The 21,662-nt window shown below is 55.3% G+C and carries 17 protein-coding genes; 11 read left to right on the top strand and 6 right to left on the bottom strand.

Annotated features, from left to right (window positions below; translation table 11 throughout):
• Window positions 1-33: 33 nt before the first annotated feature.
• Together IQ254_RS01260 and IQ254_RS01255 are read left to right on the top strand one after the other, a co-directional pair.
• Window positions 34-615, top strand: a complete 582-nt coding sequence (locus IQ254_RS01260) for a DNA-3-methyladenine glycosylase I (protein WP_193963491.1) — start codon at window positions 34-36, stop codon at window positions 613-615.
• Window positions 616-1,024: 409 nt separating this feature from the next.
• Window positions 1,025-1,696, top strand: a complete 672-nt coding sequence (locus tag IQ254_RS01255) for a MarC family protein (RefSeq protein WP_193963489.1) — start codon at window positions 1,025-1,027, stop codon at window positions 1,694-1,696.
• A 78-nt stretch (window positions 1,697-1,774) separates the two neighbouring features.
• Here the strand turns inward: IQ254_RS01255 and IQ254_RS01250 are convergent, their stop codons facing one another.
• The 3 genes from IQ254_RS01250 to IQ254_RS01240 all read right to left on the bottom strand — a co-directional run bounded on the left by IQ254_RS01250 (window position 1,775) and on the right by IQ254_RS01240 (window position 4,132).
• Window positions 1,775-2,659: a hypothetical protein gene (locus IQ254_RS01250; RefSeq protein WP_193963487.1), complete on the bottom strand. Its 885-nt coding sequence runs from the start codon at window positions 2,657-2,659 to the stop codon at window positions 1,775-1,777.
• Window positions 2,660-2,717: 58 nt separating this feature from the next.
• Window positions 2,718-3,446, bottom strand: a complete 729-nt coding sequence (locus IQ254_RS01245; RefSeq protein WP_228039894.1) for a hypothetical protein — start codon at window positions 3,444-3,446, stop codon at window positions 2,718-2,720.
• A 206-nt stretch (window positions 3,447-3,652) separates the two neighbouring features.
• The gene (locus IQ254_RS01240; RefSeq protein ID WP_193963485.1) at window positions 3,653-4,132 is read right to left on the bottom strand and encodes a hypothetical protein; all 480 of its coding nucleotides are present in this window, start codon (window positions 4,130-4,132) and stop codon (window positions 3,653-3,655) included.
• A gap of 180 nt (window positions 4,133-4,312) precedes the next feature.
• Between IQ254_RS01240 and gshB the strand changes: the two genes are divergently transcribed.
• Window positions 4,313-5,290 carry a glutathione synthase gene (gene gshB, locus IQ254_RS01235; protein ID WP_193963483.1) on the top strand — a complete coding sequence of 326 codons (978 nt, stop codon included), beginning with the start codon at window positions 4,313-4,315 and terminating at the stop codon, window positions 5,288-5,290.
• Between the two features lie 260 nt (window positions 5,291-5,550).
• On the opposite strand, the gene IQ254_RS01230 is transcribed toward gshB, so the two are convergent.
• Together IQ254_RS01230 and IQ254_RS01225 are read right to left on the bottom strand one after the other, a co-directional pair.
• On the bottom strand, window positions 5,551-6,930 hold the full coding sequence (locus IQ254_RS01230) for a glutamine synthetase family protein (protein WP_193963481.1): 1,380 nt from the start codon (window positions 6,928-6,930) through the stop codon (window positions 5,551-5,553).
• 195 nt (window positions 6,931-7,125) lie between these two features.
• A complete protein-coding gene (locus IQ254_RS01225) occupies window positions 7,126-7,596 on the bottom strand; it encodes a tetratricopeptide repeat protein (protein WP_193963582.1) in 471 nt (156 codons plus the stop codon).
• Window positions 7,597-7,901: 305 nt separating this feature from the next.
• On the opposite strand from IQ254_RS01225, the gene gvpA reads away from it, so the two are divergent.
• The 6 genes from gvpA (at window position 7,902) to IQ254_RS01195 (ending at window position 12,373) form a co-directional block, all read left to right on the top strand.
• The gene (gvpA, locus tag IQ254_RS01220; RefSeq protein ID WP_193963479.1) at window positions 7,902-8,120 is read left to right on the top strand and encodes a gas vesicle structural protein GvpA; all 219 of its coding nucleotides are present in this window, start codon (window positions 7,902-7,904) and stop codon (window positions 8,118-8,120) included.
• Window positions 8,121-8,475: 355 nt separating this feature from the next.
• Entirely contained in the window at window positions 8,476-9,624 is a 1,149-nt protein-coding gene (locus IQ254_RS01215) for a hypothetical protein (RefSeq protein WP_193963477.1), read from the top strand.
• Window positions 9,621-11,078: a gas vesicle protein GvpN gene (gene gvpN / locus IQ254_RS32985; RefSeq protein WP_193963475.1), complete on the top strand. Its 1,458-nt coding sequence runs from the start codon at window positions 9,621-9,623 to the stop codon at window positions 11,076-11,078. Before IQ254_RS01215 ends, gvpN begins: the two co-directional genes overlap by 4 nt.
• A gap of 12 nt (window positions 11,079-11,090) precedes the next feature.
• On the top strand, window positions 11,091-11,444 hold the full coding sequence (locus tag IQ254_RS01205) for a gas vesicle protein (RefSeq protein ID WP_193963473.1): 354 nt from the start codon (window positions 11,091-11,093) through the stop codon (window positions 11,442-11,444).
• A 213-nt stretch (window positions 11,445-11,657) separates the two neighbouring features.
• A complete protein-coding gene (locus IQ254_RS01200; protein ID WP_193963471.1) occupies window positions 11,658-11,852 on the top strand; it encodes a hypothetical protein in 195 nt (64 codons plus the stop codon).
• 50 nt (window positions 11,853-11,902) lie between these two features.
• The gene (locus tag IQ254_RS01195; protein ID WP_228039893.1) at window positions 11,903-12,373 is read left to right on the top strand and encodes a gas vesicle protein K; all 471 of its coding nucleotides are present in this window, start codon (window positions 11,903-11,905) and stop codon (window positions 12,371-12,373) included.
• Between the two features lie 7 nt (window positions 12,374-12,380).
• On the opposite strand, the gene IQ254_RS01190 is transcribed toward IQ254_RS01195, so the two are convergent.
• Window positions 12,381-14,513: a serine/threonine-protein kinase gene (locus IQ254_RS01190; protein WP_193963570.1), complete on the bottom strand. Its 2,133-nt coding sequence runs from the start codon at window positions 14,511-14,513 to the stop codon at window positions 12,381-12,383.
• Between the two features lie 360 nt (window positions 14,514-14,873).
• On the opposite strand from IQ254_RS01190, the gene IQ254_RS01185 reads away from it, so the two are divergent.
• Entirely contained in the window at window positions 14,874-16,070 is a 1,197-nt protein-coding gene (locus tag IQ254_RS01185; RefSeq protein ID WP_193963469.1) for a Coenzyme F420 hydrogenase/dehydrogenase, beta subunit C-terminal domain, read from the top strand.
• A gap of 646 nt (window positions 16,071-16,716) precedes the next feature.
• Complete coding sequence (gene hpsA / locus IQ254_RS01180) at window positions 16,717-21,612, top strand: hormogonium polysaccharide biosynthesis protein HpsA (RefSeq protein WP_228039892.1); 4,896 nt, start codon at window positions 16,717-16,719, stop codon at window positions 21,610-21,612.
• Window positions 21,613-21,662: the final 50 nt, after the last annotated feature.

The following is a 21,662-nucleotide window of genomic DNA, read 5'->3' as shown; positions in this document are numbered from 1 at the left end:
TACAATTGCATTGATTTCAATTCTTCCTGACTGATGGCTTCTCCCCCTGCTTGCCCCACTCGCTGTGGCTGGGTGCACGATGACCCGCTTGAGGTGGCCTACCACGACACTGAGTGGGGGGTGCCGCTGCACTGCGATCGCAAACACTTCGAGTTCATTATTCTCGACGGCTTCCAGGCCGGGCTGAGCTGGATCACCATTCTGCGCAAGCGCGAAAATTTTCGGGCAGCCTTCGATGACTTTGACCCGGAGGTTGTGGCCCGCTACGACGACGCCAAGCAGCAGGAGCTGTTGCACAATGCCGGCATTGTGCGCAATCGCCTCAAGGTTGCAGCGGCCACCCGCAACGCCCAGGCGTTCCTTGAGGTGCAAGAAACCTTCGGCAGCTTCGATCGCTACATCTGGCAGTTTGTCGATGGCAAAACCATGCAGAATGCCTGGGCCACCATGGCCGAGGTGCCCGCCCGCACTGATATATCTGACGCCATGAGCAAAGACCTCAAGCAGCGCGGCTTTAAATTTGTCGGCTCTACCATTTGCTACGCCTACATGCAGGCGGCGGGCATGGTCAACGATCACACCACCGCCTGCTTTCGCTATCGAGAATTGGGCTAAGCGTGTTCCATTTCGCTACTTCGGCACAGAACTCGTTCCGATGTGCGGCGACTATTCGGTGTTGACGCTACTTGATATAGCAGATTGCATCATTGTGTGATGAGCCAGCTATCGAAGCCCGCCACTATGCGATCGGAAATCAGGGCAGCAGCGGTTCAGGACACCTGGCCCTGACCAATCCAAAAATATTGCCACAGTTAATTTAGCTAGGACACTTTGGCTGGCGGAATCCTCTGGTAGGGGCATTGCATGCAATGTCCCTACGGCGAACCTGCCCTAACCGAATAGAGGTTTGCCATAGTCATCCAACCCACGCCGCAATCGATTAGGCCATCCAAACCGCACTGGCGAACAATAGTATCAGGCAAACAGCGCTAAATTTGAGAGATTCGTTCCTGCGACCTGGTTTATGCCCGTTGTTCTCGCTCTGTTTGCCAAATCCTTGTTTACGATGTTTGTGGTGATCGACCCGGTCGGGCTAGCGCCTCTGTATCTGGCGCTGGTGCGCGATCGCTCCGAAGACGAGCAAACTCAAATCGCCACTCGGGCCGTCTTGGTGTCTGCCGCCATTCTCCTCGTCTTTGGGCTCACTGGGGCCTACGTGCTGCACAACCTGGGCATTAGCCTGCAAGCCTTTCAAATTGCGGCGGGGTTTTTGCTGTTCAAAATTGCGATCGACATGATTTTTGTACAGCAAGAACGCGAAACTGAAGCCGAAGCTAAAGAAGCTTCCAACCGAGACGATGTGAGCGTGTTTCCCTTGGCCATTCCCCTAATTGCCGGGCCGGGCAGTCTGGCCAGCATTCTGGTGCTGTCGCGGGAATCGACCAACTACTACCTGGGGCTGAGCGTCGTGCTGGCCGCCGCCGGGGCGGTGCTGCTGTTGTGCTACCTGTTTTTGCTGCTATCGCGGCCCCTGGCCAAGCTGCTGGGTCAGATTGGCATCAACGTGGTCACCCGTGTTTTGGGCGTGCTGTTGGCAGCCCTGGCGGTGCAGTACATGCTCGATGGCTTGCTCAGTCTGCTTCAGCTGCCCCCCGCCCAGGCCTTTGGCACCGAGGCTGCACCCCTGGATTCCTGATTGGATAGCCGATCCAAGGGTAATTACCTCGACGCCATACCCTGACCTCTATAGGGGCATTGCAGTGCCATGTCCCTACTAGATCTCCGCCACCGCGCGCTCGATCAGGCGGCGGGCCAGGGTTTGGGTGCCAGTGTGCTCGTAGTATTTCACCGACATATCCAGAAACGCGCCCAGGTAATCGAGCTTGCCCTGGGAGCCTTCGATAAACCCGGCCAGGTTATCGACTAGCTTGCTCTGGGTGATATTGTTGTCGCTGACGAAGCGATCCATCCAGCCCTGGGTCGACTCAAAGGCCTCGGTCATAAACGACAATTTGGCCTTGTCGTTGTTGCCCGGTATCTCTTGTTTAATGCCCTTGAAGGTCTGGTTGCCGTCCAGATCGCCGGGCCCCATACCCTTGATAGCGTTGAGTGCCTTAAGCGAAAAATCGGCCCCAAGGGGGATGATGCCATCGAAGCTGACCAGAGCCGCCATGCGAATCAGCGACTCACTGCTGTAGTCGCCCAGGGCGGCGAGAAAGTCGCCCAGGCTATCGCCGGGTATACCGCTAATTTTGCAGAAGGCGACGACTTCGGCCACTAGCTTGACCACTAGGTCGATGGTTTGGGCTTTTTCGGGCTTGGGGGAGAGGTTTTTGAGAAAGCCCAGAAAAGTGTCCTGGCCAATGCGGTTGGCCAGGGCGGCAGCCCCCAGCAACCCCGAGGCCGAGTCAACGGTTTCATAGAGCCAAAGGGCACTCTGATAGCCCTGCTTTTTGTCGTTAAAGAGGGCGATCGCTCGTTCGCCAATGGCCTGCACCATGGCCTCATCGGTTTCGCCGGTGACGGTTTTAATGGTGTGGTCAAAGCCCACCAGGTTGTTCCACTGGCCGGGGACAACGGTGTCGAGGGTCTTGAGCGCCCGTACCGTTAGCCCCCCGGTGGGAAGCTTATCGACAATTTCGTAGATTTTTTTGCTCACAACTTACTCCTTATGGTTTGCCGTTGCTGAGATCACTGCGGATTGAGCTGCCGATTTATTAGGAAGCCGACTGAAGGATGGGATCGGTGCTCGGCGCTGGAGGCGCCTTAATTGCTGGCTTTGCTGGGGTGACTACCGTATCGGGAGCCTTAGGCGCGGCGCTGGGAGCCGACTGAGCTGGAACGAGGGCGGTATTAGGAGCCTTGGTTTGGGCACTGGCGACGGGCTTAGCCGGAGGCCTAGATAGGGCCGCCGCCTTGCCCGCCGGGGTAATAGCTCCTTTGAGCTCAGCCAGTCCTTTGAGGTCAAACTTTTGTAGCCAGGCAACCCGATCTGCTTTAGCAAAGGCTGGATCGCGGGAAAGCACCTTGACCTGGTAGCGACCGTTAACCAACAACCCAGTGCCGGTAGTGCCCTGGTCTACCGCCGGAAAGCCGTCGATCGACTCGGTGGCTGAGGTATATTTCTCGGCGGCGGCAGGCAAGCTGGTAGTGTCGCTAATGGTAAGCATGGCCAGGGTCTTGCCGCTCTGCTCAAGCTTGTACTCGGCAAACCCTTTCTTCTCCTGGTAGGGCGTAACGGTGTAGCCCTCCTGGCTGTCGGGGAAAAACTGGTTGAAGGTACCGCCCTTCTCAGCTTTTTTATCGACCGCTGCGGGTGAACCAAACCCGGTGGTATCTTCTTGCACCTGGTCGTATTTAGATGGGGCCGACGTACAGGCCGTAACTAGCAGCAGCAAGCACACCATGAGGGGCGCCAGCCGCCGTAACCAGCGGGTAAAACTCATAACCACTCTCCTTACACAAGCAAAAAAATGGAATAGCCACAGATAACACCCGGCTATCCCTGGGAACTACCTTTGACCCTGCCACAGAAACCTGACGCTTCTGTAAGCCGGCATTATCTTTTAACGAAAAGCGTTAGGGGCAAGATTTACCGGAGTGTTCTAAGCTTAGACTCCAGGCATTAGGTCGCCATCTGTCTCAGTGCAGATTAAAGCCCCAGGGCCACTTTGAACTTCTCCAGGGCTGCGGCCTCCGCCTCGCTGACCTTATTGCGGCCAGAGCCAAATAGCCCCTGACCCGCCGCCTCGGCTACGGCCACACCGCAGTCGTAGATAAACTGTTTGTACTCGGCAACTTCGGCTTCGCTGGCCTGACCCGCTACCACTGCCAGAGCAGCATTGATATCGGCGATCGCATGGTCGATCATGGCCCCTGACTCGACGTCTTCGGGCTTGATCTCGGGCTTGTCGAGTTTGACCTGTTTTTGCTTGAGGGCCTCTTCAGAAAAGGCGGCCTGAATGATGGAATTTTGGGGGTATTTCTCAGCCGCCCCAGCAATGTGCTTGGCCATGGCCGCCGCTTCGATGGCCGTGGACACAATGCCCATATCGACCATAGCTACCGAAAGCCCGGTCATCATGGGGGCTTTGACCAGGGTTTGCAGATCTGCGATCGCATAGTCGCTCATGGGTTACCTCACCGAAGGATGAAACAGGGGGACGGTTATTCGCCAATCCTTGTTCTTTAGAGTACGCACAAACGGTTAAAAATCCGATCACAATTGTCCGTCCCCACTTCCTCAGCCGCGCCTCATTTCCAAGCCGGGTGTGGGATGCTAGAACTCTATCTGGAGTAATGAGCAACCCCTGTGAAATTCGCCTTCATCATCGACCCCATCCACCGCCTCGACCCCGGCCACGATACCAGTGTCGCCATGATGGAAGCCGCCCAGGCCCGGGGCCATGAGGTTTGGATTACAGCGGCGAACGCCCTCAGCGTGGTAGAGGCTAAGGCCCTGGCGCTGATACAGCGGGTGCAGCTCACCCCGGTAGAGCTGGTGGACGGCCTGTGGCAAGCCCCCTCCCCCTGGTTTGAGCTGGGTGACCTGGTGCAGCGCCCCCTCGAAGAGATGGATGCGGTATTTATGCGCACCGACCCGCCGGTCACCGTGCCCTACCTCTACGCCACCTACATTCTTGACTACGTGAATCCAGCTAAGACTCGCGTAATCAATGCCCCCCAGGGGCTGCGGGCCGCTAACGAAAAAATGTATGCCCTCCAGTTTACCGAGGCGATTCCCGAAACCATTGTCAGCCAGAGCAAGGCGGTGATTCGCGCCACCGTAGAGCGGTGGGGGTCGGCGGTGCTCAAGCCCCTGGGGGGCAAAGCCGGAGAGGGTATTTTATTTTTGCAGGCGGGCGATCGCAACCTCAACTCCATGGTCGAAATCAGCACCCGCCAGGGCCAGGAGCCCGTGATGGTGCAGACCTACCTGCCCGCCGCCAAAGACGGCGACAAGCGGATCATTTTGCTCGACGGCGAGCCTATCGGCGCGGTCAACCGCATCCCCACCGGCAGCGAGTTTCGCGGCAACATGGCGGTGGGTGGCCGCATCGCCAAGGCCGACATTACCGATCGCGAACTCGATATCTGCCGCCAGCTCGCCCCCACCCTCCAGCGCGATGGCCTCTATTTTGTCGGCATCGATATCATTGGCGGCTACCTCACCGAGGTCAATGTCACCAGCCCCACCGGCATCCGCGAGATCGATCGCCTCAACGATGTGCGCTTGGGCGACCAGGTAAGTACCTGGGTCGAGCAGGGAGAATACGGTCCCAACACCTAGAACACCGGTACAGAAACCCGGTTTTTCAGCCAGAATGCCAGTCATGCCGTTAGGGCAGTGACAAAGAAACCGGGTTTTTAGCCATCCTGTACCGATGCTCTAGTCTTCTGCGGTTAGCGTGATGGGGGCAGCAGCGAGTCTTGCCATGGCAGCTCAATTTCTTTGGCTCTACTCTTGGATAGTAGGTCTATTTCCACCCCAGAGTACTAGCCTCCTTCATCGGGCTCGGGATCTGGGTTTCGTGGGGGATACCTGACCGCTTAATATCGATCTAGCAATAGCTTTGATTCTGCTTCGAGAGTCATCCCCTGCATGGCGGCTAGCTCTGCCCGCCGCACAGCCAGGTGAGTCTGGGCCAGGGGTTTGCCCAGCGCGTCTAGCAAAATAGCATCGTTTTCTAAAGCTGCGATCGCCTCATCTAGAGACTGAGGCAACAGGTCAATGGCGCGATCGCGGCGCTCTGCCTCTGACAAACTACCCGGGTCTTGCTGTACCGGGTCGGGGAGGGGGGTGCTTAGGGCAATGCCGTCTAGCCCTGCTGCGATCGCGCCTCCCAGGGCTAAATAGGGGTTAGCCGCCCCATCTACGGTTTTCAGCTCTAAGTGGGTGGGGCTTGGGAAGTTCAAGTTGCTGGGCACCCGCAGGGCCGCCTCCCGATTGTCCATGCCCCAAACTCGATAGGCTCCACTCCAGCAGTGGGGCTGTAAGCGACGGTAGGAATTGGGGCTGGGGGTTGTGATCGCCATCAGCCCCGGCAAATGGTGCAATAACCCAGCGGTAAACGACTGGGCGATCGCCGAGAGTCCTCCATTCTCCCCAGGCATGAGATTGCGTTGACCCGCTGGGGCCTGGCCTGGCCCATCGCCCTGCCACACGCTCAAATGCAGATGGCAGCCGCTACCCGCGTGGGCCTCAAATAGCTTCGGCACAAAAGAGGCTACCAGACCATGCTGGTAGGCCACAGCTTTGACCGTTTCACGATAAACAATATGCTGGTCAGCCGCTGCCAGGGCATCGGTGTAGCGTACCGAAATTTCCTGCTGCCCCGGCCCCGACTCCGGGTAGTACTGCTCAACGGCAAGACCCTGGGCACTCAAGGCATCGGCGATCGCCATCACCACCCCCTGATGTATATCCATCGCCAGAGTGGCCGCAAACGGGCTCGTATCAGCGGGCTGAATCAGATCATCGTCTCGCCGCAGCAGATAAAACTCAGGTTCAAAAGCAGCCTTTATCACTAAGCCACGGTCTGCCGCCCGCTGCACCATGCGACGCAAAAACTGTCGCCCACACCAGGGCCAGGGTTGCCCATCTTTTACCATTTCCCCCATCACCCGCGCCTGACCAGGAGCATAGGGCAACATTTGCACAGTTTCCCAAACCGGTACCAACCAGACCTCACCCACTGGGCCTAGCCCACTGCCTGGGGCAACCACATCGGCCACTACCGAAATTGCTTGCTGTGCCGCCGATAGCCCTACACCACAGCAGGTGAAGTCTTGATGCAATTGGCGGGTCAAGGCATCAATATGCATCGCCTTGCCGCGAATCATATTGCCATTATCACACCACACCACTCGCATAAAGCGAACATCTCGCTCTTCTAGCCAAGCTTGAAGAGTGGCGGCATGATCTGGCATGGCTATCTCCGGCATAGGCATCTCTGAGAGTAACGTGATCTAAACCCACCACACAGTTAGTTACCCAACGGCTCAAGTTGCCATCATCAGGAAATCTGCAGCCTCCGATGACATTTGGTCACCCGAACAGAGTATATATCCCTCAGACATGTCCCATAGCCATCACTCGCGCCCATAGGCAAACCTTTCCGAATCTCACTCAAGCTGCGCCGTACATTCTAAAATTAGCCGCTGATTCACCAAGGCGTAGGGTTGCACAGCCAATGCTCGTCGAAATGCCTCAATTGCCTGACGATGCTGACCGATCGCGGCATGGCAAAGCCCCAGCCCATGGAGCGCCCCAAAATGATAGGGCACCAGAGCAACTACCTGCTGACAGTCAGCCATAGCCTCCTGGTAACGATGCTGTAAAAAGTAGAGTACAGCCCGGCGGTTCCAGGCTTCAGCAAAATCGGATAGCTCAGTCACCAAGGTCGTCAGCAGATCCTCAGCCATATCTAGGCTCCCTTCATCGATCAGGGCTTGAGCCTGTTGCAACCGTTGGTGGCCTACATCACCCTTTTGATAAAACCAGCTTTGCCATAGGGCAGCCGTGGCTAACTCCCGCTGATATTCATCTTCCTGCTTTAAGCTTTGCAGCAGCACCTCTAGGGTCGAGTCATCCATCATGACTATACTTAAGCCTCAGACCTGCGCATCTATTATCAGGCATTCGGTCTAAAATGGCTGCAAGTCAAGCCCACAGCCCCTTCAAGGCATCATCAGACTTACCACAAGTAACAATAAATAAATTCATTTATTCGAAATTGTGAGCTGTTCTAAGCGAATGGGCAAACTACAAAGGTGCAAGGGATAAGCCCAACGTACCGAGACTGTTTCTACCGCTTCATTGCAGTGGCAGTCGGAGGCACCGAAGGATAGTCTCCTTGCAGTTTAATTACACACACTAAATCGTTTAGGGGTTCAAAATCATGGCTGTTGAAAAAGTAAACTCTTCCTCCAGCTTGGCTGAAGTTGTTGACCGCATTCTAGACAAAGGCATCGTTGTGGATGCTTGGGTTCGTGTTTCTCTCGTAGGTATTGAACTGCTTGCCATTGAAGCCCGCATTGTAATCGCCTCCGTAGACACCTACCTGAAGTACGCCGAAGCCGTTGGCCTGACCGCTCAAGCTGCTGTACCTGCTGCTTAGAAAAGCATCTCTCCTCTTCGCGATATTGGGGCAGTTAGGGCAGGTCATCTGCTGCTGACCTGCCCCATAATCTCGATCTAAACCCAATAGAACATCATTTTCCACTGCAGTTTTAGCTTCAAAGCCTGAATTTAATCAGGTAGTTAGAGCTAATGCTGCCTTGATTGTCCTTTAAGGCAAGTCTGCCATTGGCAAGCCCAAGGACAGCGCTTTGTGTTTCGTTTAAGATGCTGAAATATCAGTTTCTTAGAGTCTACCATTCATCAATTTTCTGCGCTGTTCCCTTCTCCATTACCACCCTAACTAACCTCAATTTCTTCACTCCGTCTCATTTGCACCAAGGGAGAGCAGTTCTGTGACAGCACTTTATGACCAGTGGCAAGCCGAACGACAACTACGCCAGAGCGAGGTGGTCAACCGGCGCGATCAAGTCTCTACCGACTTGGAGCGCTGGCAGGCTAACCGGCTGGCCCAGGCTGTACAGCTACGCCAAGACCTCAATGACTTGATGGTTGACCTGCGAACCAACACTACCCTGCGGTTGGCTCAAATTACCGAAGACCGCGAGGCCCAAATTTTGCCCCGGCAGCAGATCCGCCAAGATTATGTGCAGCAGCTGCAGGCCAATACCGAAGAACTGCTGACAAACTACCAAGCCGAGCGCAAAATCAGTGCCGTTGAAGTACGCCAACAGCTGGAATACGACTGCCAGGTCATGCAAGCCACGGTCAGCGAGCTGCGTTTAGGCATTGCCCAAGAGCTGCGTCAGATTCAGCAACAGGTCGCGGCAGACCGGGCGGGCTACCGTCAAGATCAAGCCATGGTAAGGGCCGAACTTTTACCCCAGCTGATCGCCTATGTCGAAGACCTACAGGTGCAAGTGCAGGCTACTCTCAGAAACCTAGCTGATGTCCGCCAAGAGGCTGCCATAGTCAACCAGGAACAGCGCCGCAGCGATCGCCAGGTGTTGACCGATACCGTCGCAGTCATGTTCAACGAATTGGCTGACTTTCGGCAACAGCTTCAGATCCAAAGAGCCCAGTTATCGCATATGGTTTGGGGTGGGGCTGCTGTAACCCCCGCTGTAGCCAAACCGCCAACTCGACCCGTCGCAACTCGACCTGTGGCATCAGCCCACTCAGTTGCTGAACCTAAGCCTGCCGCTAAACCAGCAGCTAAAGCTAAGGCGTCCCCGGCCAAGTCTGCGCCCGCTCCAGCGGCTAAAGCTAAACCGGCTAAGGTTCCTCCAGTTCGTGCTGCCGCTGCTGCCCGTCCTGCTCCAGTGGCCACTATCATCGCTCCCGCTGCCCCTGAGCCCCCCTCCCTCGAAGAGGTGGTATACAACTACCTGCACTTATCTCAGGGTGCCCGGCTCAGCGAAATTGAGACTGAGCTGGGGATCAACCGATTTCAGGCCGTAGACGCGCTGAGATCCCTCATTCAAAAGGACCTCGTGGTCAAGCAAGACCGTTCCTATCTCGTGCAAGAGGAAGCCATTCTGTGAACACTGTTTTACAAGCCCGCCCCCGCAATTTCGTCTCTACCCCCACCCTAGAGCGAACTACTCTTAGAGCCCTCCGATACCTCCAGTCGGGATACTCGATACACCTCAAAGGTCCTGCTGGCACCGGCAAAACTACCCTGGCATTACACCTGGCTGACCTACTGGCCCGTCCTATCATGCTGCTATTTGGGGATGACGAGTTCAAAACCTCAGACTTGATCGGCAATCAGTCAGGCTATACCCGTAAAAAAGTAGTCGATAACTACATCCACAGCGTTATCAAGGTAGAAGACGAGCTGCGCCAGAACTGGACTGACTCGCGCCTGACCTTGGCCTGCCGGGAAGGATTCACCATGGTATACGACGAGTTCAACCGTTCTCGTCCTGAAGTCAACAACGTGCTTCTATCGGCCCTGGAGGAAAAGCTGCTAGTGCTGCCTCCCAGCAATAACCGGGCTGAGTACATCCGCGTTAGCCCCCACTTCCGCGCCATTCTCACCTCCAACCCTGAAGAATACTGCGGTGTGCACGGCACCCAAGATGCCCTGCAAGATCGTTTAATCACCATCAATATGCCCGAGCCTGACGAACTGGCTCAGCAGCAAATTTTGGTGCAAAAAGTAGGTATCGACGGCTCCGCAGCTCTGCAAATTGTGCAACTAGTGAAGGCTTTCCAGTCGTCAGCTGCGCCAGACATGGTGTCTAGCCTACGCCCTAGCCTGATGATTGCCACTATCTGTCACGATCACGGCATTTTACCCTTGGCCGAAAGTGTCGATTTTCGAGACGTGTGCAGCGATATTTTGCTGGCTCGCTCTAAAGAGTCCACCTCTGATGCCACTCGACAGCTTTGGAATCTATTTAATCGCTTTGTAGTCTCCCAAGCTGAGTTGGTCAATGAGCTCACCCTCAAGCCAGACCCCAAAGCCCAGGCCCGGTTACACGGCGAAGAGGCGGATGCAGATCCAGTACAGCCCCTAGAAGACCTCGTATCGACAAGTGTTGACTCTGGTGACAAATCCATAGCACCCCCTCCAGCCGAAGAGATTGGCTCTAATAGCGAAGCTACTGTGAAGCCCCCGCTGGCTGAGGTTGTAGAATCTCTAGAGGCCGTTCTAGCTGAGGATCACGTCATTCATAGTGAACCTGCTGCGGAGCCCTCAATAGCTGAGATAGAAAATTCCCAGCCCGAAGCAGTTGCTCCAGCGATCGCAAATCTTCACAACGCTTCTGGACGTTCTTCCCTTGCCGCCAGCCCCAGCGACGATATTGAAACCCGCATTTTTGACTATCTAGATGCAACAGGTACGGCACCTCTCGCTACCATCGAGACAGCTTTAGGGTTAAACCGCTTTCAGGTAGTCAACACTCTCAAGTCAATGCTCGAACAGGGCCTGCTGACCAAACGAGAGACCGACGGGCAGCCAACGGGCTACCAAATCTGTACCGACTAAAGGTAATCTACTGTGACTAGCAATGCCCCAGCCCCTCGCCCCCAAACCAGCCGCAGCACCATAACTACTGCAACCCAAGGGTCCTCTTTAGTCGATGTTATAGAACGGGTGCTCGACAAAGGCATTGTGATCGCTGGCGATATTTCGGTTTCAGTTGGGTCTACCGAACTGCTGAGCATTCGCATCCGTTTGATCATTTCTTCGGTAGACAAAGCTCGCGAAATCGGCATCAACTGGTGGGAGAGCGATCCTTACTTGAGTAGTCGCACCAACGAGTTGCTAGAGGCCAATCAACAGCTTCAGTCTCGCCTTGAGACCTTAGAGGCCGAATTGAAAGCCCTTCGCCCAGCCGAGCCTGCCGGCTAAGCGGCCAGGTATAGCTATCGCTACAGTGGTTAGGACGTTTTCCCCAGTAGCCTAATGAGCAATGGTTATACACTCGTTCGCCGTCTCAGTCTTGGCTACTGGCTATCAGCGCTTTCCTCAACGAACTGGTCAGCAATATAGCTCTATCCCAATCGCAAGCCCGGTGCTTAAGCAGCCCGGTTTAGTTGTCCCAATATCTATTAGAAAATCGCCATGCTGACTCTTCGTACTCTGCGACACGTTGCAACTAGTCGCAGCATTCCCAGCATTCGTTCAGTGCCTAGTCATAGCCAAGGTGATTGCCTGCGTTCTGCCGATCGGGGCCGCATGGGCTATCAGCAACGTCTCGTTCAGCTTGAAGAAGTTCGACGACAATGGCTTCAGCAGCAGTGGCAAAATCGGTTCTAGCAGCATTTGAAAGCCAGAATCACCATCTTGAGATGCACTAGACTGGGGCTATGACCTCCGAAAATGCTGAATCAGACCTGTTGCCAAGCCTAGCGCTACAGCCGCCCGCCAAGAACGATGCAGGTCTAGCGCCTCTTTTGCTCACTGTCATTGAATTGGTGCGGCAGCTAATGGAAGCTCAGGTGATACGCCGTATGGAATCAGGCGATCTCAACGATGCCGACCTAGAACGAGCGGCCGATAGCCTTCGTAAGCTAGAAGAACAGGTCGTTAGTATGTGTGAAATCTTTGATGTAGATCCCGCCGATCTGAATATAGACCTGGGAGAAATTGGGACTCTGCTGCCCAAGGAAGGGAATTATTACCCTGGCCAAAAAAATCAAACCCCCACCATTCTCGAGCTACTCGATCGCCTACTGGATACCGGGGTTGTGGTCGAAGGCGATGCCGACTTGGGGATGGCACAGCTGAACTTGATCCATGCCAAGCTGAGGCTGGTGCTCACCTCAAAACCGATCTAATAGTGGCCTAACCTAGCCATTGCCACAGCTTGATGGTTTTATCGGCACTGGCGCTAGCGATAACCGCGCCCATCGACTGTACCGCTACCTGGTGTATCGGGTTGACGTGGGCTGGCAGGGTCTCTTGCAGCGTGCCATCTTGGCTATTCCAAAGACGCAGCGTGCCATCGCTGCTGCCGCTTACCAACTGCCTGTCATCAGGGAAAAAGGCTACGGTATTGACCTCTTGGGTATGCCCTTGCAGGGTATGCAACAGATTGCCAGTAGCTAAATCCCATAGGCGCACTGTGCGATCTTTGCTAGCGCTAGCTACCAATTGCCCATCGGTGCTGACAGCTACCTGGTTCACGGTATTGGTATGCCCTGTGAGTACATTGAGAGTCGTGGCTGCCTGAATATCCCAAATACGTACGGTATTGTCCAAGCCGCCGCTGATAAGTCGTTGATCTGAATTGGCGAAGGCAACGGTTTTGAGCATACCGGCCAAACTAGGCAAGGTTTTAAGTAGAGTACCTTTCTTCAGGTTCCACAACTTAAGTGTGCCATCTTCGCTAGCGCTGGCTAGCAAGTTGTCGCTGTGACTCAATGCGATCGCCGTTACATCCCGAAAATGTCCTTTGAGCGTATGCCATAGGGTGCCGTTGCCGAGCTGCCAAATCTTGATGGTGGCATCATCGCCACAGCTGGCCAGCAGTTGCCCTTGCCTATCAATAGCGACATCATTCACCCCCCGAGCATGTCCCTTAAGAGAGTGAAGCAAATCTCCAGATTGCCAATTCCAAATACATAGCGTGTCGTTGAGATTACCACTGACCAACACCGGCTGCTGGGCGCTAAAGGCAACTGCAGTTACCCACGACTGATGTGGGAGGGTGCGTAGCAGCTGCCAGCCTTGGGCTGGTTCAGCCCCCAAAGACTTTGCTCCTGATAGCGCTCCACCAGACGTTTTAGTTGAGCCTGAGCTAGGGGGAGATGAGGGGTAACCCCCCAAGCGCTCCGCTGATGATTGCCCTGAAACTCCTTTGCTCTTCCTCCCTGGCTGAGTACCAGAGGTCGCCCTGCCTGTAGAGAGGTCAGTATCGGGCTGAGCCGATGGTGGTGAGTCAGGCATAGTGGGTAGTGAGGTTGTGGGCATGGCCATACCAGCCTTCTTGCCTGGCCCACTCAGAGGTGGCTGGCTCAGACCTGCAAACAGGCTCTGGCCAGACTGATTGGAAACCCAACCCGGTACAGATCCCTCTAACTTAGGCAACCTGTTCAGATCTTCGATCACGTCCTGGGCCGTTTGGTAGCGCTCACTAACCAAATCCCTAGTCATAAAATTCAGCACCTCCGCCAAACCTGCATGGATAGTACGGCCCTGGTTTTCTAAATGTTCTTGCCATAGCCAACGCCCTTCCCGAGGGCTGTACAGGTCTTCGGGCTTGCAGCCGGTGAGCAGGTGAAGACAGGTAGCCCCCAGGCTGTAGAGATCGCTAGAGGGGTACGCCTGACCGCTGCGTAGCTGTTCAATTGGGGCGTAGCCTTCGGTACCAATGCGAGTTCCTGGCTCGTAGCGAATCGCTTCACTAAACTGCTTGGCCACACCAAAATCAATCAGGACGGGCTTTTGATCAACCTTGCGGCGAATAACATTCGATGGCGTAATGTCGCGATGAATAACACCGTGGTCGTGGATAAATTGCAGTACTGGCAACAGGTCTTCCAATAATTGACGAATGCTGCCTTCGCTATAGGTCGTCTGGGCTGCAAGCTCCTGGTGCAGGGTGCGACCCTGAATCATTTGCTGTACTAGATAGAGGTATTTGTTCTGCTCAAAGTAGGCCAACAAAGTAGGAATTTGAGGATGCTCACCCAGTTCGTGGAGCCGCACTGCTTCCTGCTCAAACAGCTGTACAGCTTTGAGAAATGACTTAGTCCCCTGGGTCTGGGGGGCAAACTGCTTGATCACACAGCGACTGTTGAGGCGATCGGCGTCTAGAGCAAAGTAGGTGCGCCCAAACCCGCCGCGCCCAATCAGCTTCAGCGGGCGATAGCGGCCTCTTAGCCGATGCTCCAGGGGGGTGCCACAGGTGGGGCAATCTGGAGACAGGGTGGCGTGATTAGGCTGAGTGCAGTGGGGATTGAGGCAGCAGATCATCACAGCAGTAAACCTGGGAATGCGGAGGCATAGCTTTTGCTTATGCCCACTTTCATTTAACCTGCAATCGGTCAGAGAGGGGGATTTTAACCCTGGGGAGTAACCTACGACCTTCGGTCAGTCAACACAGGTTTACATAAAAGGCTATAGCTCTGAGCAGTACACATTGGAGGTTTGATGAGCCATCTGGCGCGATCGCCGCTCAAATCTTGCCCTACCCCCACACACCGAAGATCCCTCCAGGTGGCTCATGGCCAGTTAGCGATATTTCGTAACAATTATAGCTGTTGCCCCAATAGCCCTAAACCCGTGCGGTATGGTGAATGACAGTCGTGATTGTCAGCCCTTACCACCGACCCTATGACCCTGGTTCAGCCTCCCCACAAAAAAGCCAAAGCCCTCCGCCCAGGAGCTACCCGCCCCGCCAAAGAACTCTGTAGCGAATGTGGTTTTTGCGATACCTACTATATCCACTACGTCAAAGAGGCCTGCGCCTTTCTAAACCAGCAGTTCCCTACCCTAGAGCGGCAGACCCATGGGCGCAGCCGCGACCTAGAAACTGAAAACGACATTTACTTTGGGGTGCACCAAGACATGTTGGCCGCCCGTAAGCAGCAGCCCATTGAAGGAGCGCAGTGGACAGGCATCGTTAGCACCATAGCCATCGAAATGCTGACCCAGGGCCTGGTAGAAGGCGTTGTATGCGTACAAAATACCGAGACCGATCGCTTCCAGCCCCAGCCAGTGCTGGCTACCACCCCCGAAGAAATCTTAGCGGCGCGGGTGAATAAACCCACCCTCTCGCCTAACCTATCGGTACTAGAGCAGGTAGAGCAGTCTGGCATGAAGCGACTGTTGGTGATTGGGGTAGGTTGCCAAATTCAGGCGCTGCGGGCCGTTGAAAAGCAGCTAGGTCTGGAACAGCTCTACGTGCTGGGCACCCCCTGCGTCGACAATGTTAGCCGGGAAGGGCTACAAAAATTTCTCGAAACCACCAGCCGCTCTCCCGATACCGTTGTGCACTACGAGTTTATGCAAGACTTTCGGGTGCACTTTAAGCACTCAGATGGCTCCGCCGAAACCGTGCCCTTCTTTGGCCTCAAAACGAACCAGCTCAAGGATGTGTTTGCCCCCTCCTGCATGAGCTGCTTCGACTACGTCAATGGACTCGCCGACTTGGTCGTTGGCTACATGGGTGCCCCCTTTGGCTGGCAGTGGATTGTGGTACGCAACGATCGCGGCCAAACCATGCTCAATACTGCCATCGATCAACTTGATACCCAGCCCGTTATATCTGAGGGCGATCGCAAAGCCGCCGTACAGCAGAGCATTCCCGCTTACGACAAAGCCGTCACCTTACCCATGTGGGCCGCCAAACTCATGGGTGTGGTAATCGAGCGCATCGGCCCTAAGGGGCTAGAGTACGCTCGCTTTTCCATCGATTCGCATTTCACCCGTAACTATCTATACGTCAAGCGCAACTACCCGCAAAAGGTAGCCGCCCACGTGCCTGAGTTTGCCAAGCGCATCGTCAGTCAATACAAGCTGCCCGACTAGCCCCTAATCGGCCGCATTATTTTTGGCTGGAGTAGAAAATCAAATACCCCAGGGCATGGGCACCACCGCCCATGAAAAACCTGGGAACTAGAGCCTACCCTGCGCCAAGACCTCCGTGAACTCAGAAATGGACTCGGGGCCTATGCCTCTGTCGCTGACGTCATCACCTAGCCGCCTCAGTATTGTCCGGATAAATTACGTAGCAAAATTGCAAAGACTCGATTAAGTATCGGGAAAATACTCAGTACATCTCATAAAGTTCTGATTAACATAGAAGCCTGAGGTGCAGAATCATAGGTTTGCCGGGTAATCCTAGGCATCCCCAAGGGTAAGGCCAAAAAATGTAGCCAGCCATCGTAGGGGTAAGTCAGACGACTTTACAGCCTTGATCGCTTCGTTACAATAGCTGGGTATTTTGATAAGTAAATGCCAGTTGCTTCTATCGTTGAGAGCACCCAGGGGCGTTTGCTGGTCATTCACCCAAGACCAGCAGAGCACCCAACTGTTGACCCCTGAGCAAGGTCAGCTTGGGTCGGCGCTTACCCTATGCAATTCACCAGAGTTGCTGTATGAGTAGGGCTTCACGGCCAAACCATACCCCACGCGAGCTACAGGTTTTGTTGTTTGACATATCGGTCTTAGAAACATGCATCGTCACCCACTGCGAAAGGTTTTGCGGTTTTCTCAAGCCGTAATCAAGCGATTGGTTACAGGGCTATTACAACTTGTGCTCTTAGCCTACCGACCGGCCCGTCTAGCCCGGTCGGGCTTTGTGTTGCCTACCACTGTGCTCTTGGTGATCATGGTGGTGCTTACTGCCACAGCCCTCACCTATCGCTCCTTTACCCGCAGCGATATGGCCATCTCCCAGCGCGAGCAGCAGGTCATCTCTAACGCCGCTACCCCTGCTATTGACCGCGCCAAGGCCAAAATTGAATTTTTGTTTCAGACCGACAATCGCTTCCCTAGCGGGCTGCCCGCCAGCGATATTTTGGCTGACCTCATGCAGGTCACCAATACGTTTGCCGGCTACACCGGTCGCGTTCCTACGTTGGCTGGGGCCAACGACCCCTACACCTTGCCCGACGAGCAGCGAGTTGACATTAACGCCGACGGCACCTTAGACAACGCCTGGTCATTTACTACCGACATCAACGGCGATGGCGTGGTTGACGGTAATGAGCTGGTTGTCTACTCCATCTTGGTAGATGACATTGGCTCTCGTTCTAACCCAACCAATACCTCTGCCACTGCCCAGCGCATTGAAAACCGCGTTACTCAAACCAAGGCCGATGCCCTGGTTACCCGCACCGGGCCTCTGGCCACCACTGAAGCTAGCCCTGCCTGTGCTGGTTCTCTAGCTGAGGGCGGCTGGCAGGTGGTGCAGCAGGCCAACAACGCTATCCTACAAAAGAATTTTCAAGTCAACGCCTTTGTCGCCAACCTCAACGACGCCAACCGCACCTTTGAGACCTTAGAGTTTCAGCAGTCTCGTAGCGCAGCCCGAGCCAACAAGTGGGGTGCCTGGTTCCGCTACGACCTCGATATTTCCCCGGGCCCAGAATTTAACTGGAATGGGGCCATGCATACCGACGGCAGTCTTTTTGCCATTAGCGATGGCTATCGATCGCACATGGTTAGCTCCCACAACTCCTGTCTTTACAGTCAAGAGGCTTCAGAGATTTCCTTGTCTGAGATCGACCTCAATGGCGATCGCGTAGCTACCCCCGGCACCGTCGTCAATGGTCAGCAAGAGTTTCAGGGGCAGGCGGTCAGAGGTACCGTTCGCTTTGACAACACCACCAGCGGCGACAATCCCTACCTTCACGTCTGGAATGGACCTGGCACGGCTGCGCGCATCAATTTACGCCTGACCAACACCCGAGATTCGGTCAGAACCGTTGCCAACAACAACGCCCGCCCCTCTGACATTGCCACTAACCCGCTGGCGCTGTTTACCGAAGATGTAACGCAGCATATCAACCCCGGTGCCTGGCAGCGTGACCCTAACTGGGAGACTGACAATACCAGCTTTGCCAGCGAACAATATCAGCGCATCATCAACGACCAGGTGGCTCGCCCCTTTGTAGACGACTTTTACCGGGCCGACAATCGCTGGGGGCCCAAGCCTCGCTACGACAGTCGCGATACCTCTCTAGATGCCGCCACTGCAGGGGTAACCATCGGTGACAATATCGCCGGCCTGGGTCGTCTCACTGACGAAGCCGGGGGGCTAGACGGCTACTGGGAGCGTCAGGCCATTAACACAGGGCTACGCCTGATTGTGGGTCAGCGTCTGGAACTGGGCAACAGCAACGCCTGGAATGCCGACCCCCTGGCGGGAACGGCCCTATCTACCCCAGACACCCAGGGCGACGCCCTCTACCCGGCCAGGGTCAAGCCTGCTGCTAACGGTCGCTTTGGTGGCCCCCACGAGTACTTACAGCGCAAGGCTCTGCGCGACAACCTGGCGGCTGTGCAGGGCATGACCGTTTACCATTACCAGATCAACAGCGGCACCTTCCCCGCGGCCTGTATGGCGATGACGGCCCACCCTGGCACAGCCCAAACCATTCTCAACAGCCGCACCTTCTCCAACTATCCCACTGCTACGCCTACTCGCCTCCGCGCCGACTTCTTAAGAGGCACTGGCACTAACGGTTGGGAGTTTCAGTACCCGGCTGCCTTCGACACCGAGACTGAATTTGCTGGCCAGTTGGCCGTTGGCAATCCCCTCGGCAACGGTCTCAGAAACCTGGCCTACTTTGCTGGCGACCCGGCCGGGGGAGCGCCCTCCTTTCCCTCAGTGCAAGATGTGGCCGGTGCTGCTAACGCTGCTGTTCACCCTGCCCCCTACCTCAGTATGTGGGGCGACTTCTCCCCTCTGCGGCGCATCTTTGCCGAATATTTGGACAATGGCACAGCCTATGCCAATCTCAGCCCTGCCGACAAAGCATCTTTACACAGTGCAGCTTGTACCCTTAGTCTGCTGGCCTATAACATCGAAAGCGACTATATCGAGGCTCGGGCTGTTGCCGGTCAAAACCCCGGTAGCGTCAACTTTCAAAACGTGGGGTCGCAGATGCGTAACGCTATGCTGGGCCTCAGCGATTACTTGATTACGGGTGCCACCAATATCAACCTCCGGGCAGGTTACAGAGCAAACGACTTCTTTGCTGATACCGGCAAAACCCGCCCCTGGATCGACAACAATATCAGTAATGCTCCCTGCATCAACGGCATTACCGATTTGGCCGGTTACCAGCCCAAATGCGACTTTGGCGAATACTTTGCCGAATATACCCTCAACGACTGGATTACACTGCTACAAAACGCCACCAACGCCACCCCTGCGGAAGTTACCGCCATTGTCAACTATGTCCAGCAGGTCAGTATTCTCACCAGCACTATTCGCGATCGCGAACTGGGCTTTAGAGCAGGTTTCCCGACCACCAGCCTTGGCTCTGGCACCACCCTAGCCAACAATGTAACGTGGGATCCGGTTACAGGCATTACCCAGCAAATTAACATGCCCGGCGGTGTAGGAAATCGGTTCAGGCTTACCCTGCGGTGCGACCCCAACCTGTATGGTAATGCGGTAGCAGGTGGTGTGGGCGGTCAAGACGACGTAGCTATCTTCGGCTACATCGGCTGTAGCGCATCGACCCAAACGCCCATTCGCTACCCGTCGCTGTTCTATCTGTTCCCCTTGGCCCAGCACGACCTTGACGGCGATGGCACCACCCAGCAGCCCGATGGCACGCTTTATAGCAACCCATCGACCCCAACTGCTGAAGAGTACATTACCAATCCCTACGTGCGATCGGTCAACCCACCTGGCTCGGCGACGGTTGTCTTCCGCCGGGTAGGCAGTGGTACCGATCCTGTATTTGATGCGGCCGCCCTCGCGGCTGTACCCCGCAGTGCAACCCCCAGTACATGGACTGTGCCGGCCTCTACCACCTCTACTTTCGCAGGTGCGCCCACCGCTGCCAATATCAGTGCCCGAGAGCAGGCCTTTAAGATTGTTGCGCCCGGCGGCAGCACGATTCGGGTTCCTTTCCTAGATAAAGGAATCTACAACGGTCGTGAGCAGCTCAATACTCGGGTGCTCGACCTTGATATCGATGCCTTGACTACCCGCCGAGCTGGCGCTGGGCTAGATTTTTGGCTAGCGGCTAACCTCGACAACCGGGGCGAAGGCGTCGTCTACGCCTTTAGAGAAGACAACGTGCGCGAAGACACTATCAACCGGCCCAGAAATGCGACAGCATCGGTGACAGCTGATTTCTGCGAGACGCTTAATGCCGCTACTCCCCGGCGGTTTAACATCGAGACCCAGGCCAGCTGTAAGATGCAGGCTCAGCCGGGAACAACCGTTCAAGACCCACCGCTGACAAATTTGGGCATTAGCCTCAAGCCCGTAGACTTTTACCCCGACCCCGAGCGGCGAGTAAACGGCTTTAGAATGCGTACCGAAAGTGGCCGACCGGCAGACTTTAGTGGCACTAGCTATGCGCGCCAGGTGGGTATGACCTTCGTTACCGATAACGCTGTCTACATTCAGGGCGACTTTAACCCCCACAGCACCACTGGTTTAACCAACGCCATTATTGAGGAATTTACTCAAACCCTCTACAATCAGAACCTTGGAGCGGCCTTTGGCCTACCGTTTTACAACAATCGCACAACCCTCAATACCAACACCTTTGCCACATATTCCGCCGATCACTGGCGCACCGTCGAAATTTTGGCTGATGCCATCACCATTCTGTCAAGAAACTTTAGGGACGGAGCTGTAGAAGACAGCTTTGTTTTACCCAGACCAGGAAGCGTCGGTGGTGGCAGTTCATCCTATATGATTGCCAATCGGCCTACCTTTGGCACGGCCCAGCCTAACTGGGTCAGAGAGAGTGCGGTCGCTGGGGTGCCGGTTTGGGTAGATCGTAACGGCACCTACTACCGCAATAACACCGGTACTACTCCCGCTATTCAGCCCTTCTATGCCGCTGTAGCTGCTGGTGGCTACGATGACGATGCTGCATGGACTGGGTTCAGCACCAACACTTCCCAAAGGCACCGTAACCTTCAGACTGGGGTGACCACCTTCGTCAACGCTACTTTCGTGAGCGGACTGGTGCCCCAGCGTCCAAATCAGGGCTACGGTGGTCTGCACAATTTCCCCCGTTTTCTAGAAAATTGGGACAACGTAGAACTCCACATTGCAGGGTCGTTGATTCAGCTCAACTTCTCCACCAACGCGACTGGCCCCTTTGAGCACGATGCCTGGGAACCCACTGCAAACCCCAACGGTAATGAGGAACTTGGCTATTACAACCCGCCGCTGCGCCGCTGGGGCTATGATGTGGGCTTGCTGTACGTGCCCCCGGCTCCGGCTGCCCGACGTTTTGTAAACATTGGTGCTCCCCGCAGCGAGTACTACCGCGAGCTGCCTGCCGATGATCCTTACATCGTCAACCTGCGTTGTGCCCAAGACTCCGGCGGCAACCGCATTATGGCTGCTCTCTGCACCAAGGCCTAGGCTCTGTCTACTCGCACTTTTAGGAGGCCGCACCGTGAAAAATAGACTTA

Source organism: Nodosilinea sp. LEGE 07088 (assembly GCF_015207395.1).
Classification (GTDB): domain Bacteria; phylum Cyanobacteriota; class Cyanobacteriia; order Phormidesmidales; family Phormidesmidaceae; genus Nodosilinea.
Note: the sequence above shows the minus strand (reverse complement) of the source record. Positions and strands in the feature narration are given on the sequence as shown.